General features: G+C 68.0%; 14 protein-coding genes. 1 reads left to right on the plus strand and 13 read right to left on the minus strand.

The genetic code is table 11. From position 1 onward, the window contains the following. Nucleotides 1-40 precede the first annotated feature (40 nt). The 5 genes from ACIHA7_RS34785 to ACIHA7_RS34805 all read right to left on the minus strand — a co-directional run bounded on the left by ACIHA7_RS34785 (nt 41) and on the right by ACIHA7_RS34805 (nt 7,438). Nucleotides 41-958 (minus strand): hypothetical protein, encoded by a 918-nt coding sequence (locus tag ACIHA7_RS34785; RefSeq protein ID WP_397295612.1) that lies wholly within the window; start codon nt 956-958, stop codon nt 41-43. A gap of 24 nt (nt 959-982) precedes the next feature. Beyond that, nucleotides 983-3,382, minus strand: a complete 2,400-nt coding sequence (locus ACIHA7_RS34790; RefSeq protein ID WP_397295955.1) for a Tex family protein — start codon at nt 3,380-3,382, stop codon at nt 983-985. 207 nt (nt 3,383-3,589) lie between these two features. Next, nucleotides 3,590-4,057, minus strand: a complete 468-nt coding sequence (locus tag ACIHA7_RS34795; RefSeq protein WP_397295614.1) for a hypothetical protein — start codon at nt 4,055-4,057, stop codon at nt 3,590-3,592. Nucleotides 4,058-4,196: 139 nt separating this feature from the next. After that, nucleotides 4,197-5,816 carry an AMP-binding protein gene (locus tag ACIHA7_RS34800; protein WP_397295615.1) on the minus strand — a complete coding sequence of 540 codons (1,620 nt, stop codon included), beginning with the start codon at nt 5,814-5,816 and terminating at the stop codon, nt 4,197-4,199. Further along, on the minus strand, nt 5,816-7,438 hold the full coding sequence (locus ACIHA7_RS34805; RefSeq protein WP_397295616.1) for an AMP-binding protein: 1,623 nt from the start codon (nt 7,436-7,438) through the stop codon (nt 5,816-5,818). The genes ACIHA7_RS34800 and ACIHA7_RS34805 overlap by 1 nt, the downstream gene beginning before the upstream one ends. Nucleotides 7,439-7,525: 87 nt before the next feature. Here ACIHA7_RS34805 and ACIHA7_RS34810 point away from each other — a divergent pair, with 87 nt between their 5' ends. Beyond that, nucleotides 7,526-8,374: a LuxR C-terminal-related transcriptional regulator gene (locus tag ACIHA7_RS34810; RefSeq protein WP_397295617.1), complete on the plus strand. Its 849-nt coding sequence runs from the start codon at nt 7,526-7,528 to the stop codon at nt 8,372-8,374. A 33-nt stretch (nt 8,375-8,407) separates the two neighbouring features. Here the strand turns inward: ACIHA7_RS34810 and trmD are convergent, their stop codons facing one another. The 8 genes from trmD to ACIHA7_RS34850 form a co-directional block, all read right to left on the minus strand. Then, nucleotides 8,408-9,094 (minus strand): tRNA (guanosine(37)-N1)-methyltransferase TrmD, encoded by a 687-nt coding sequence (trmD, locus tag ACIHA7_RS34815; protein WP_397295618.1) that lies wholly within the window; start codon nt 9,092-9,094, stop codon nt 8,408-8,410. A 7-nt stretch (nt 9,095-9,101) separates the two neighbouring features. Beyond that, nucleotides 9,102-9,626 carry a ribosome maturation factor RimM gene (rimM, locus tag ACIHA7_RS34820; RefSeq protein WP_397295620.1) on the minus strand — a complete coding sequence of 175 codons (525 nt, stop codon included), beginning with the start codon at nt 9,624-9,626 and terminating at the stop codon, nt 9,102-9,104. Further along, a complete protein-coding gene (locus ACIHA7_RS34825; protein ID WP_011210690.1) occupies nt 9,627-9,869 on the minus strand; it encodes an RNA-binding protein in 243 nt (80 codons plus the stop codon). It abuts the gene before it with no gap. Next, nucleotides 9,869-10,306 (minus strand): 30S ribosomal protein S16, encoded by a 438-nt coding sequence (rpsP, locus tag ACIHA7_RS34830; RefSeq protein ID WP_397295621.1) that lies wholly within the window; start codon nt 10,304-10,306, stop codon nt 9,869-9,871. Before rpsP ends, ACIHA7_RS34825 begins: the two co-directional genes overlap by 1 nt. A gap of 207 nt (nt 10,307-10,513) precedes the next feature. After that, nucleotides 10,514-11,065, minus strand: coding sequence for a dihydrofolate reductase family protein (locus tag ACIHA7_RS34835; protein WP_397295623.1), 552 nt, complete (start codon nt 11,063-11,065; stop codon nt 10,514-10,516). 103 nt (nt 11,066-11,168) lie between these two features. Next, nucleotides 11,169-11,915 carry a class I SAM-dependent methyltransferase gene (locus ACIHA7_RS34840; protein ID WP_397295625.1) on the minus strand — a complete coding sequence of 249 codons (747 nt, stop codon included), beginning with the start codon at nt 11,913-11,915 and terminating at the stop codon, nt 11,169-11,171. A 62-nt stretch (nt 11,916-11,977) separates the two neighbouring features. Then, nucleotides 11,978-12,961, minus strand: a complete 984-nt coding sequence (locus tag ACIHA7_RS34845; RefSeq protein WP_397295627.1) for an LLM class F420-dependent oxidoreductase — start codon at nt 12,959-12,961, stop codon at nt 11,978-11,980. Between the two features lie 79 nt (nt 12,962-13,040). Next, on the minus strand, nt 13,041-14,135 hold the full coding sequence (locus tag ACIHA7_RS34850; protein WP_397295629.1) for an amidohydrolase family protein: 1,095 nt from the start codon (nt 14,133-14,135) through the stop codon (nt 13,041-13,043). Between the last annotated feature and the right edge of the window lie 68 nt (nt 14,136-14,203).

Genomic DNA, 14,203 nt, shown 5'->3' on the forward strand with positions numbered 1-14,203 from the left:
TAGCAGCCTGAGCCCACCGCACCGGTCCGTGTCCGGTCGCTCACTCACGATCGGGCGCGTGCGCCACCGGCTCGGCGTCGGCCGGGTCCGCCACCGGCTCGTGGTCCGAGGAGAACAGGGACAGGTGGTGGCGGTGGGGTGCCGGCGGGGCGGGCACGACGGTGCGGGTGAGCTCGGCTTCGGCTGCGGTGCGGACGTGTTCGACGTCGGGTTTACCGGCGACCAGGTCTTGGACGAAGATTTTGGCGCGAATGACGGGGCGCCGGTAGCGGCGTTCGCGGACGATGGCGCGGTACATGAGGCGGCGGCGGTCGGCGTAACGCCAGCGGGCCCATGGGGCGCCGGGCCTGCTGAGCCGGAGCGCGCCGACCACGAGCAGCGGCAGGAAGAACATGCCGAACAGGCCGGTCCAGATCTTGCCCTTGGCGATGACCATCGCCGCGAGCCCGAGGTTCACCACGGCGAAGGCGACCACGAACACCCGGACTTCGATGCTCGGGTCGCTGCGGAAGTCGTTGATGTCCAGCAGCCAGAGCGGGTGAAAACCCAGTAGTAGCAAACCGGTTACCGCGAGCGCGACGAACACCGCGTCCACCGAGGTGCGTCCCTGCTCCTCCCAGTACACGTCGCGCAGATAGAAGATCAGCGCGAACTCGTCGAGGGTGAGCGCGGCACCGACACCGAAGGCGGCGGCGAGCACGGCGGCAGTGGTGGTGTCGGCGGTCTGATAGACGGTGACCATGCCGACGCCGGACGCCAGCACCAGGATCACCCCGAACACCATGTGGTGAATGTGCACCCCGCCGGACCGCACGTTGCCCGGCCACCAGCGCACCTGTTTCCGGATCAGCCGGACGCTGAGCCGGATCAACAGGAAGCCGACGATGAACCCTAGAAGGAAGCACAGCAGCGGGAGCCTGCCCTGCGCGATCACATCCTCACTGAGCCACCGTCGCATGGCCGCCTGAATCCTCCGTCCGAACTACTGCCCGAAACCCGCCCGGCGCAACGCATCCGCCATCGAACCGGTGGGCGCGGGCGCGTTGCGGCGCTGATTGCCACCGCCGCGAGCCTGGCCCTGGCTCCGCTGACCCTGATTGCGGCCCTGCTGGTTCTTGCCCTGCCCATTCTGCCGCTCCGGTGCGCCACCCTTGCGCTCACCGTGGCCACGCTGCCGATTCTCGCCTCGTTCACCCTTGGCGGCGACGCCCGGTTCATCGTCCAGCCGCAGCGACAGTCCGATGCGCTGCCTGGCGACGTCGACCTCGAGCACCTTCACCTTGACCACGTCACCGGTGTTCACCACCTCGCGCGGATCCTTGATGAAGTTGTGCGACATGGCCGAGACGTGCACGAGCCCGTCCTGGTGCACACCGATGTCGACGAACGCGCCGAACGCGGCGACGTTCGTGACGACCCCTTCGAGCACCATGCCGGGCTCGAGGTCGGCGACCTTCTCCACGCCCGCGGCGAACTCCGCGGTCTTGAACTCCGGTCGCGGGTCGCGGCCCGGCTTTTCGAGTTCGCTGATGATGTCGGTGACGGTCGGCAGACCGAAGCGTTCGTCGGTGAACTCGTCGGCGCGCAGCGAGCGCAGCACGGTGGTGTTGCCGATGACCTCGGTGATGTCGCGGCCGGTCTTCGCCATGATCCGCCGGACCACCGGGTACGCCTCGGGGTGCACCGCGGAGGTGTCCAGCGGGTCGTCACCGCCGCGAATGCGCAGGAAGCCCGCGCACTGTTCGAACGCCTTCGGCCCGAGCCGCGGCACCTCGAGCAGCGCGGTCCTGCTGCGGAACGGCCCGTTCTGATCCCGATGCGCCACAATGCTTTCCGCCACCGAACCGGCGATGCCGGACACCCGCGACAGCAGCGGCACCGAGGCGGTGTTCACGTCGACGCCGACCGCGTTCACCGCGTCCTCGACCACCGCGCCGAGCGAGCGCGCCAGCAGCGTCTCGGACACGTCGTGCTGGTACTGGCCGACGCCGATCGACTTCGGATCGATCTTCACCAGCTCGGCCAGTGGGTCCTGCAGGCGGCGCGCGATCGACACCGCGCCGCGCAGCGACACGTCCATGTCGGGCAGTTCCTGGGTGGCGTAGGCGGAGGCGGAGTACACCGACGCGCCCGCCTCGGACACCACGATCTTGGTCGGCTTGTTCTCCGGAATGCGCGAGATGAGCTCGGCGGCAAGGGCATCGGTCTCCCGCGAGGCGGTGCCGTTGCCGATGGCGATGAGCTCGACGCCGAACCGGGCGACCAGCGCGCCGAGCACGGCAAGGGACTTCTCGGTCTGCCCCTGCGGCTTGTGCGGGTAGATCACCTCGGTGGCGACCGCCTTGCCGGTGGCGTCGACGACGGCCACCTTCACACCGGTCCGGTAGCCGGGGTCCAGACCCATGGTGGTGCGGGTGCCGGCCGGCGCGGCGAGCAGCAGGTCGCGCAGGTTCGCCGCGAACACGTCGACGGCGTCCTTCTCGGCCGCCTGCCGCAGTCGCATCCTGGTGTCGATGCCAAGGCTCACTTGCAGTTTGGTCCGCCACGCCCAGCGCACGGTGTCCAGCAGCCAGGAGTCCGCGGCGCGGCCCTTGTCGGCGATGCCGAACTTGACGGCGATGCGGCCTTCGTAGATGGAGCGTTCGCCCGGCTCGAGCTCTTCGGTGTCCGGCTCGAGGTGCAGCGACAGCACGTCTTCCTTCTCACCGCGCAGCAGCGCCAGGATGCGGTGCGAAGGAAGCTTGGTGAACGGTTCGTTGAACTCGAAGTAGTCGGCGAACTTGGCGCCCGCCTCCTCCTTGCCCGCGCGCACGGTCGACCGGACCTGGCCCCGGTTCCACATCAGCTCGCGCAGCTCACCGACCAGGTCGGCGTCCTCGGCGAACCGCTCGACCAGGATCGACCGCGCGCCGTCGAGCTGCTCGGCGTTGTACTGGGCGGGATCGGTGGTCGGGTCGTTGATCAGCGCGTCGGCGACCGGCTCGTGGCCCGCCTCGCGGGCGATCTGCGCCTTGGTGCGCCGCTTCGGCTTGTACGGCAGGTAGATGTCCTCGAGCCGGGCCTTGGTCTCGGCGAGCATGATCTGCTGGTGCAGCGCGTCGTCGAGTTTGCCCTGGCCGCGGATGGATTCGAGGATGGCGCCGCGGCGCTCGTCGAGCTCGCGCAGGTAGTGCAGACGCTCGTCGAGCAGGCGCAGCTGCGCGTCGTCGAGGCCGCCGGTGACTTCCTTGCGGTATCGCGCGATGAACGGCACGGTCGAGCCCGCGTCGAGTAGCTCGACGGTGGCACGCACCTGGCTCTCCCGCACCGCGAGCTCGTCGGCGATGCGACGGTTCACGCTCGCTTGGCTCGCGACACCGACGGGCGTCGTGGCGGGGAGCACGGCGGGGTCGGACTCTGCACTTACAGTCTCGGGCGCTGTCGTCACGTCCGCAGACACTACCGGGACCACCCGACAAGGGGCCCGCACCCAGTGGAACCGGGTCGCACGTGCCGCGTCACCGCTGGTCCCGGCCTTCGGCACGACGCGACGAACCAGGCCGAGCGCACTCGGCCTGGTTCGATAGTTCGCGCAGCCGGACCCAATTGCCTACGGCAAGATCAGTTCCGGGCTGTACATCCGGATGAGCCCGTTGCCGTCCTTGGTGATCTCGGTGAAACTGACATACCGATGTCCCGGCTTCGCCAGGGCCTGGTCAACAGTCAACGGCGGGGAGGGGTATCTGCCGTTGGTGCACGGGAATGGCCCGCTGGTCGCGACGTGTTCAGTGGTGCCGCCGTTGGCCAATGCGTCTTTATCCACGACGGTCACCACCATGGTGCAATTCTTCGAATTGATGGAATCGTTTTTGAAGGTGATTCCACCGAATGCCCTCGGCACTCCGTTCTCGGCATAAATGCAGGACTCCACTTCTGCGGAGCCGTCGCTCGTCAAATAAACACCCGAGCAGCTGTAGGGGCTGTCCGGCGCCGCGGAGGCGGCCGGTGCGACCATGAGCAGTGGCGCGGCGCCGACGAAAACGCAAAACAGGACACGTGATAACGAACCGATGGACATGCAAGACCTTTCGATATCAGATTTGTCAATCCCCGAAAATGACCTTGTTCCACCATATGTGGATCACCAACTGCTCACACGACCACACTATTCGGGGCATCCGCCGTGTTAACGCCGCTCACCAGCAGCGATATCGGACTTACTCGGCCAAACCGAGGAGCCCGCGCGACAATTCGCGCATCTCCGCCTTGCGGATTTTGCCCGTGACGGTCATCGGAAACTCCTCGACCACGTGCACATAGCGCGGAATCTTGAAGTGCGCCAGCTTACCTGCGCAGAACTCGCGCACGGCCTCGGCGTCCAGCGGTGCCGCCCCCTCCCGCATCCGGACCCAGGCCATCAGCTCCTCGCCGTATTTGGGGTCGGGCACGCCGATCACCTGGGCATCCAGGATGTCGGGATGGGTGTAGAGGAACTCCTCGATCTCGCGCGGGTAGACGTTCTCGCCGCCGCGGATGACCATGTCCTTGATCCGGCCGGTGATCGCCAGGTAGCCGTCGTCGTCCATCACGCCGATGTCGCCGGTGTGCATCCAGCGGGCGGTGTCGATCGCCTCGGTGGTCTTGGCCTGGTCGTTCCAGTAGCCGAGCATCACCGAGTAGCCGCGGGTGCACAGCTCGCCCGGCTCGCCGCGCGGCACCGTGAGACCCGTTGCGGGGTCGACGATCTTGACCTCGAGGTGCGGGCCGACCCGGCCGACGGTGGCGGTGCGTCGGTCGATGCCGTCGTCGCGGCGGGTCTGGGTGGACACCGGCGAGGTCTCGGTCATGCCGTAGCAGATGCACACCTCGTGCATGCCCATCCGGTCGATCACCCGCTTCATCACCTCGACGGGGCATGGCGAGCCCGCCATGATGCCGGTGCGCAGGCTGGACAGATCCGGCGTCGCGGAGTCCAATTCGGTGAGCAAGGCGATGAACATGGTCGGCACGCCGTAGAGCGAGGTGCAGCGTTCGGACTCGACGGCGGCCAGGGTCGCCACCGGATCGAACGCAGGCGCCGGAATCACCACCGCCGCACCGTGACTCGTGCTGGCCAGGTTGCCCATGACCATGCCGAAGCAGTGGTAGAACGGCACCGGCACGCAGATCCGGTCCTGTTCGGTGTACCCGCACAGCTCGCCGACGAAGAAGCCGTTGTTCAGGATGTTGTGATGGCTGAGCGTCGCTCCCTTGGGGAAACCTGTTGTCCCCGAGGTGTATTGGATGTTGATCGGATCGTCGATGGACAGCTCCGCACCCAGCGCGGCCAACCGATCCGCGTCGATCGCGGTGCCCGCCAGCTCATCCCATTCCGGCGTACCTAGCACCAGCACCTGCTCCAGCGCCGGGCAGTTCGGTCGGACCTGCTCGATCATCGCGACATAGTTCGACGTCTTGAACTCCGGCGCCGCGACCAATACCCGTACCCCCGCTTGGCGCACCACGTATTCCAGCTCGCTGGTGCGGTAGGCGGGATTGATATTGACCAGGATCGCGCCGATCTTCGCCGTCGCGTACTGCACGAAGAACCATTCCGCGCAGTTGGGCGCCCAGATGCCGACCCGGTCGCCCTTCCCGATGCCGCGCGCGGCGAGGCCGGTGGCCAGCGCGTCGATGGCGGCGCCGAGCTCGCGGTAGGTCCAGCGCCGATCGGTGGGCTTGTCCACCAAGGCTTCCCGGTCCGGATAGGCGGCGACGGTGCGGTCGAGATTGCCGCCGATGGTGTCGCCGAGCAGCGGGGTCTGCGAGGTGCCGGACGCGTAACTCGGCAGCGCCATCACTTGTTCCCCTTCTGCCGCAGCACATATCGCTGTACTTTGCCGCTCGGCGTCTTCGGCAGGCTCGCCACGAAGTGCACCGTGCGCGGGTAGGCGTGGGCGGCGAACTTCTTCTTCACCAGATCCTGCAGTTCGGCCTCGAGCTCGACGCTACCGGTGAACCCGTTGCGCAACACCACGAATGCCTCGAGCACCTCACCGCGCAGCTCGTCGGGCATGCCGACCACCGCAGCCTCGGCGACCTGGTCGTGCAGCACCAGCACGCTCTCCACCTCGAACGGGCCGATCCGGTAACCGGCCATGATGATCACGTCGTCGTCGCGCGCGGAGAAGCGGAAGAAGCCGTTCTCGTCCTGCGAGCCCGCGTCGCCGGTGAGGTACCAGCGGCCGTCGGAGGTGTAGCGCTGGGCGGTGCGCTCCGGCGCATCGAGGTAGCCGAGAAACCACATCAGCGGGCTGTTTTCGGTGTCGATGGCGACCCGGCCGAGCTCACCGGTGGGTGCGATGGTGTCGCTGTCATCGGACAGCACCGCGCACGTCCACCCGGGCAACGCCCGGCCCATCGAGCCCGCGGGTACCTCGGTGTCGAGCGCCTCGTGCCAGGAGTTGCAGATCAGCATGCCGTGCTCGGTCTGCCCGTAGTGGTCGCGCACGGCGACCCCGAGATGCTCCCGCGACCACGCGACGACCTCGGGGGTCAGCGGCTCCCCGGCGGAGGACGCGCGACGCAGTGCGGCATGCATCGATGACCCGGCGCTGTCGGCGCGCAGCGCGCGATACACCGTCGGGGCGGCGGTGAAGTTGGTGACGCCGAAGCGTTCCAGCACCTGCCAGGTGAGCGTCGGCGAGAACGCGGCGTGCAGCAGGATGCTGCGCACCCCGCTGGCCAGCGGCGCCATGATCGCCCAGTACAGCCCGTAAGCCCAGCCGGGATCGGCCGCGTTCCAGAAGACGTCGTCTTCGCGCACGTCCAGCGCGAACTCCTGATACGCCTGGAACGACGCCAGCGCGCGCAACGGAATCGGCACACCCTTGGGCGTTCCGGTGGTGCCGCTGGTGAACAGCTCGACCAGCAGGCCGTCGCCGCCGATCACCGCGGCCGGTGCGTGCTGCGCCTCGTCGGCGAGCAGATCTACCATGCCGAGCGTGCCCTCGGGCGCGTCACCGCTGACGATGAGCTGCCACGGCGGGTCGGCGGGCAGATCCGGGCCGGGCGCCAATTTGGCCGCCTGATCCGCGTCGGCGATGACGATCGAGGCGCCACTCGCCTCCAGGCGGAAGGCGATGGCGGGCGGCGCGAACGCGGTGAACAGCGGAACATGCACCGCGCCGCGACGCCAGATCCCGAGCAGGGCCACCACCAGATCGGTGGATTTCCCCATCAACGTCGCGACCCGGTCGCCCTGCTGGATCCCCAGTTCGGCCAGGCCGGTGGCGAAACGCGCCGAACGCTCGCGCAGTTCGCCGTAGCTGAGATCGATCGAGGACATATCGCGATCGATGATGGTGAAGGCGATCGCATCGGCCGGATGCCGGTCACACAGCAGCTCCGCCGCGCACGCGTCGGGCCGGTCGTACATGTCCAGCAGTTCGCGCACCCGCGCAGTCAGGTCGGTGCCCATTTCCGCCACTCCTCATCATGATCCAGCTCACCCAATAGGATGTGGGTCACATCGATCACCCACTACCCCCGAAAAGGGGTGAGTCCCATGACCCACAGTTCACTGCTGCGTCCACGCGACGCCGACGCCTTGCGCGCCGAAATCCGCTGGGTAGCGGGCACGGCGCGGGTGCCGGTGGCGTTCGGCGGCGAAGTGCACGGCGATGCACTGCTGCTATCAGAATTCGTCGGCACCCTGACCAACGGCCTGCGCGGACTGTCCGTGCTGCGTGCCTCGGGTCTGGGTGGCCGAGTGATGGATTCCGGCCGCCCCGCCTCGGTCTCGGATTACTTCAACACCTCCAGCATCACCCACCACTACGACGGACCGGTCTCCGGCGAAGGGCTGCGCTCGATCGTCGCCGTGCCGGTGGTGGTCGGCCAACGCTCGCGCGCGGTGCTCTACGCGGCGACGCGTGGTGCGAGCCCGCTGGGCGATCGCACCGCCGACCTCGTCGTGCAGGCCGGTCGCCGGCTGGCCACCGAGATCGCCATCCGCGACGAGGTGGACCGGCGCCTGCGGCTGCTGGAGGCGACCAACCCCGCCTCCGACACCGCACCCGCAATGGCCGAGGAGCTGCGCGACATCCACGCCGAACTCCGCGGCATGGTCCACTCGGCCGACGACCACCTCCGCAACCGCCTGCACACGGTCTGCGAACGCCTGACGCGCGTGATGGTCGGCGACCCGGCCACGGATGCTCCGCACCTGTCCCGGCGCGAGTTGGACGTGCTCGCCCAGATCGCGCTCGGCTGCACCAATCAGGAAGCCGCCCAACGGCTTTCGGTCGGACCGGAGACCATCAAGAGCTACCTCCGCAACGCCATGACCAAGCTGGACGCGCACACCCGCCACGAAGCCGTGGTCACCGCGCGCCGGCACGGGTTACTGCCGTAGCCAGGTGCTCTCGGCGCGCGAGCGCCGTCGGGTTCAGTCGGTGCCGGAAAGCAGGTCCGGGCGGCGGTCGCGGGTGCGCTCGAGGGCTTGCTCGTGGCGCCAGGCCGCCACCTTGGCGTGGTCACCGGACAGCAGCACCGAGGGCACCTCGAGGTCGCGCCAGACGACGGGACGGGTATAGCTGGGGCCTTCGAGCAGACCGTCGGAGAACGAATCCTCTTGGTGGGATTGCTGATTGCCCAGGACACCGGGCAGCAGGCGGACGACGGCTTCGGTCATCACGAGCACGGCGGCCTCGCCCCCGATGAGGACGTAGTCGCCGATGCTGACCTCTTCGACCCGGACTCGGCGGGCGGCGTCGTCGAAGACGCGCTGATCGATGCCTTCGTAGCGGCCGCAAGCGAAGACGAGATGATCTTCGGCGGCCCAGCGGTGCGCGGTGTCCTGGGTGAACGGCACGCCGGCGGGCGTCGGGACCACCAGCAGCGCGTCGTCGGGGCAGACCTCGTCGAGTGCGTCACCCCAGACCGTCGGCTTCATGACCATGCCCGGCCCGCCGCCGTAGGGCGAGTCGTCGACGGACTTGTGCACGTCGTGGGTCCACCGGCGCAGGTCGTGCACGTCCAGCGAGATCAGGCCCTTGTCGATCGCCTTGCCCAGCAACGCCGTTCGCAGCGGCTCCAGGTATTCCGGGAAGATCGTGACGACATCGAGTTTCACGCCGACCTCATTCCGGATCGAGGAGTCCTTCGGGCGGATCGATGACGATCAGCCGGTCCGCGAGGGACACCGTTGGCACGATGGCGGTGACGAAGGGGATCAGGATCTCCCTGCCGTCTTCCGCGGCTGTCACCGAAAGCAGTTCTCCCGCAGCGGAATGCAGCACTTCGCGCACGGTGCCGACCACGGTCGCATCGGTGAGCTGGACGGTCAGCCCCTCGAGTTCGTGGTCGTAGTACTCGTCCGGGTCGTCGGACGGCGGCAGGTCCTCGCTGTCCACCACGAACAGCGTGCCGCGCAATGCGTCGGCCGCGTCCCGGTCGGCGACGCCGGCGAGAAACACGAGAAGCCGGCCCGAGTGCTCCCGGGCCGACTCCACGGTGAAGTCGCGGACTTCCTTGGATCGCGGCAGCCGCCCGCGCAGCGTGCTGCCCGGGGCGAACCGGGCGGCCGGATCATCGGTGCGTATCTCGACGACCAATTCACCGCGCACGCCGTGCGACTTGGCGACCCGTCCTACGACAAGTTCCATCTACTGGTCGGTATCGACCACGTCGACCCGGATGCCCCGGCCGCCGATACCGGCGACGAGGGTGCGCAGCGCGGTCGCGGTACGACCGCCGCGACCGATCACCTTGCCCAGGTCGTCGGGGTGCACATGCACCTCGACGGTGCGCCCGCGGCGGCCGGTGATCAGCTCGACGCGGACGTCATCGGGGTTGGCGACGATGCCGCGAACAAGATGTTCGACAGCATCGGCGACGACGGCACTCATTACTCGGCGGCCTCAGCAGCGGCGGGCGCCTCGGCGGCCTCTTCCTTCTTGGCGGCCTTCTTCTTCGGGGTGACGGCCTCGTTGGTCGGGGCGTTGTCGGCGGCGGCCAGCGCGGCGTTGAACAGGTCCAGCTTGGACGCCTTCTCCGCCTTGGTCTTCAGGGTGCCCTCGGCGCCCGGCAGGCCCTTGAACTTCTGCCAGTCACCGGTGATCTCCAGCAGGCGCTGGACGGGCTCGGTCGGCTGCGCGCCGACACTCAGCCAGTACTGAGCGCGCTCGGAATCGATCTCGATGAGCGACGGCTCTTCCTTCGGGTGGTACAGGCCGATGGACTCGATGGACCGGCCGTCCCGGCGGGTGCGCGCGTCGGCGACGACGATGCGGTACTGCGGGTTGCGGATCTTGCCCAGGCGGGTGAGCTTGATGCGAACAGCCATGCTTGTTCTGCCTCTTTCGTAGGTTGGTCACGGCGCAATTCAGCGACCCGCACGGTCTGCGAGCCCGGTTTAGCGCATGGAGTGTGTGACCGCCGCGCGGTACGTAACCGGAGACGGGCTGACACTTGTCCGGAAGGACGGTTGTTCATTGTGCCAGATGGGTCACCGTCCCCAGAAATCGCGTGCCCTGAAGACGGGCCGGCCCTGTTACGGCCGCCGGTAGCGCAGCAGGACCACCCCGGAGTTGAACGGAAGCGTCTCGATGAGGCGCAACGCCGGGATCCGCGCGGCGTCGGCGAACAATCGCCGGCCCGTGCCCTGGACCACCGGATAGACGAACAGGCGGTACTCGTCGACCAGGTCGGCGGCGATCAGGGCGTGCACCAGCTGGATGCTGCCGGTCGCGACGATGTCCTTGCCCGGCTGCTCGCGCACCGCGCGGAGCTCGTCGACACCACCCAGGATCACCGTGTTCTCCCACTCGGGGTCCGCCAGGGTGCTCGACACGACGTATTTCGTCGTCTTGTTCAGGTGGTCGGTGACGCCGCTCGGATCGTCGATCTGCTTGGGCCAGTATCCGCGCATCTCCTCGAAGGTGACCCGGCCGAACAGCACCGCGTCGGAACTCGCCATATGCGTGCCGAGCACCGCCGTGAGGTCGGACTGATCCACCCCTTCGGCGTTGGCCACGGCGAACCACTCCGCGGCTTCGATCACACCGTCCAGGGTGATGTTCTCGGTCACTATCAGGTCGCGCATCGCCGCTCCTACCCGTCGGGAATGTGTCCGCTACTGAAGACGTGCCGCGGCAACGGAATTCATCGGTGCCGCGGGAATCCGCGCGACGCACCGCGCCGCGCGCTCAACTCGCGGGTGGCGCCTCGGCGGTGAGCGCGTGCGTCTTCGTCCATGGCCCGCCCCACCACAGCTGCCAGCCGAGGGTGCGCGCGCTGAGCGTCTCCGCACCGTTCGCCGTCAAGGTCGACTCGTATTCGCCGGTCCGGCCGATGTCGACCAGCACGAGGTGCCCGCCGGGACGCAGCACGCGCAGGGCCTCGCGCACGGCGGCGGCCCGACGCGCGGGGGCTTTGATGTTGTGGATGGCGAGGCTGGAGACGATCACGTCGAATTCGCCGTCGCGGAACGGCAGGGCGGTCATGTCGCCGGTGTGCAATTCGATGCGGTCGGCGACGTTTTCGGCCACGGCGTTCCGCTCGGTGGTTGCGAGACTGTTGCCGGACTGGTCGACCGAGCGCCACAGGTCGATGCCGACCGCGCGTCCCCTCGGCAGCCGTTTCGCGGCGGCCAGCAGCACCGCACCGCGACCGCAGCCCAGGTCGAGCAGGCGTTCGTCGCCGCGCAGCCGGAGATCGTCGAGCAGGCGTTCCCAGGCGCGGAACTTGCCGCGCCGGGTCGCGTGCAGGAACAGTCCGAACTGCGCGGCCATGGCGAGGCCGCCCAGCAGGGTGAGCCAGGCCGGTGCGGCATTGCCGACCAGCGCGTTGCCGACGGCGGCCGCGAGGAAGCCGACCGCGAGGACACCCAATGTGAGCATGACCGGCGGCGCGTCGAAGCCGTAGGACGCGCGCCGCGGTGTGGTCGTCGTCACAACCTTGATTCTATCGAGCCCAAAAGTTTTCGCGCCCCAGCACTTTTCAGGGCCTTCGATACTCAGCGGACCAGCGGAGCAAGGGCGCGTCCGGCCAGTTCGACCGCGCCGGGCTGGTGACCGTTGGTCACCATGTTCACGATGATGCCCTGCACACCGTGGTCGAGCACCCTGGTCTGCAATTGTTCGGCAACCTCATCGGGAGTACCGGCGAACTGACGGTCGGCGATGGACTGCCTGCGTTCTTCCTCCGACAGCGCGGACAGATCGATATCGATGCCGCGCAAGAAGTCCCGTTGCTGTTCGCGTGCCCGGTCGCCGTCCTCGTCGACCATCAGGAAGCACAGGTAACTCACCTCCAACGTGGCCGGATCGCGGTCGATCTCGGCGCAACGCTGATGCAGCGCCGCCATCTTCCTCGGCAGTTCGGAGGCGTTGCAGATGATGTTGAGGTGGTCGGCATGGCGGGCGGCCAGCGCGAAGGTCTTCTTCTCCCCCGCGCCGCCGAGCATGATCGGCAGATCGTCGCGCAGCCGTGGCTCGTTGATGGCGTCGTCGGTGCGGTACCACGCGCCGTCGAAGGTGCTGCGCTTGCCGCGCAGCATCGACTCGATGATCTGCAGCGCCTCGCCGAGCCGCTCGAAACGCTCGGTGACGGTACCGAATTCGAAGCCATAGGACTTGTGCTCCAGCTCGAACCAGCCCGCGCCGATGCCGAGGATCGCGCGACCGGCACTGACCAGATCGAGTGTGGTGACGGTCTTCGCGAGCAAAGCCGGATTACGGTAAGTATTGCCGGTCACCAACGCGGACAATTGAATTCGCTCCGTCGCGGCGGCAATTCCGGCCAGCGCGGTATAGGCCTCCAGCATCGGATCCTCCGGTGCGCCGAGGCCGGGCAACTGATAGAAATGGTCCATCACGAACACCGTGTCGAACCCCGCCGCCTCGGCCTCCTTCGCCTGCGCGACAACGGTCGGGAACAACTCGCGAACTGGCCGGCCGTAACTGAAGTTGGGCATCTGATAACCGAGGCGAATGCTCATAGCGCCCGACCCTACGCGGGCACCAGGGACGCGATCATGATCACCGGAAAATGGTGGCGGTAATCGCAGCGGCGGTCGATTACCGGTGGCCGGTGACGGGCGTGTGATCGGCGTACAGGCGGCCGCGCAGGACTACGGCGTACGGGGTGGTGAGCGTCTCGGGATGCGTACGCGGATCCTCCTGGTACACAACGAAGTCGGCGGGAGCGCCGTGTTCGATGCTCGGGCGCCCGAGCCAGGTACGCGCGTTCCAGGAGGCGGCGCCGAGGGCGTCATGGGCGGACAGGCCTGCTCCGGCCAGGGCGGTGATCTCGTCGGCGATGCGGCCGTGCCGGATGGAACCGCCCGCGTCGGTGCCCGCGAAGATGGGCACCCCCGCGTCGTGGGCGTTGGCCACCGTGCCGCGGACCCGGCGGTGCAGGTCACGCATGTGCGCGGCGTAGGTGGGGAATTTGCCTGCGCTGTCGGCGATCTCGGGGAAGGTGTCGATATTGACGAGGGTCGGCACCAGGGCGGTGCCGTGCTCCACCATCATCTCGATGGTGTCGTCGGTGAGGCCGGTGCCGTGCTCGAGGCAGTCGATCCCCGCGTCGATCAGGCCGGGTAGCGCGTCCTCGCCGAAGACGTGGGCGGTGACGCGGGCGCCGTTGGCATGGGCGGCGGCGATCGCCTCCTTGAGGATGGCGTCGCTCCACAGCGGCCGCAGGTCGCCGACGGAGCGATCGATCCAGTCACCGACGATCTTCACCCAGCCGTCGCCGAAGCGGGCCTGTTCGGCGACGATCTCCGGCAGGTCGCGCTCGTCGTCGAGTTCGATGCCGAGCTCGCGAATGTAGCGGCGCGGGCGGGCGATGTGGCGCCCCGCGCGGATGATCCGCGGCAGTTCCTCGTGGTCGTCGATGAACCGGGTGTCGATGGGCGAACCGGCGTCGCGCAACAGCAGCGCACCGGCGTCGCGTTCGGTCTCGGCCTGCGCGATGGCGCCGTCGTGATCCTCGTCGCCGCCGCCGTAGCGGATCCCGACGTGGCAGTGCGCGTCGACCAGACCCGGCACGATCCACCCGGTGCGGCACAGTGTTTCAGCGCCGGGCACCGGTTCGAACGACACCAGCCCGTCCCGCACCCACAGATCGCGGACTTCCGCCCCGGGGAGAACCACACCGCGCAGATGCATAGCAACCTCCAGACGACGTCGGCTGCCTCCAACCTAACGTCCACGCCCCCTGACAGTCACGCATCGGA

Source organism: Nocardia sp. NPDC052316 (assembly GCF_044547795.1).
In the GTDB taxonomy this organism is placed as follows: domain Bacteria; phylum Actinomycetota; class Actinomycetes; order Mycobacteriales; family Mycobacteriaceae; genus Nocardia.

Bases quoted from the DNA above. Each gene is read 5' to 3' on its own strand.
- ACIHA7_RS34850 (WP_397295629.1), bottom strand. From the start codon at position 14,135: ATGCATCTGCGCGGTGTGGTTCTCCCCGGGGCGGAAGTCCGCGATCTG.
- rpsP (WP_397295621.1), bottom strand. From the start codon at position 10,306: ATGGCTGTTCGCATCAAGCTCACCCGCCTGGGCAAGATCCGCAACCCG.
- ACIHA7_RS34825 (WP_011210690.1), bottom strand. From the start codon at position 9,869: ATGAGTGCCGTCGTCGCCGATGCTGTCGAACATCTTGTTCGCGGCATC.
- ACIHA7_RS34795 (WP_397295614.1), bottom strand. From the start codon at position 4,057: ATGTCCATCGGTTCGTTATCACGTGTCCTGTTTTGCGTTTTCGTCGGC.
- ACIHA7_RS34845 (WP_397295627.1), bottom strand. From the start codon at position 12,961: ATGAGCATTCGCCTCGGTTATCAGATGCCCAACTTCAGTTACGGCCGG.
- ACIHA7_RS34835 (WP_397295623.1), bottom strand. From the start codon at position 11,065: ATGCGCGACCTGATAGTGACCGAGAACATCACCCTGGACGGTGTGATC.
- ACIHA7_RS34810 (WP_397295617.1), top strand. From the start codon at position 7,526: ATGACCCACAGTTCACTGCTGCGTCCACGCGACGCCGACGCCTTGCGC.
- ACIHA7_RS34800 (WP_397295615.1), bottom strand. From the start codon at position 5,816: ATGGCGCTGCCGAGTTACGCGTCCGGCACCTCGCAGACCCCGCTGCTC.
- ACIHA7_RS34785 (WP_397295612.1), bottom strand. From the start codon at position 958: ATGCGACGGTGGCTCAGTGAGGATGTGATCGCGCAGGGCAGGCTCCCG.
- rimM (WP_397295620.1), bottom strand. From the start codon at position 9,626: ATGGAACTTGTCGTAGGACGGGTCGCCAAGTCGCACGGCGTGCGCGGT.
- ACIHA7_RS34805 (WP_397295616.1), bottom strand. From the start codon at position 7,438: ATGGGCACCGACCTGACTGCGCGGGTGCGCGAACTGCTGGACATGTAC.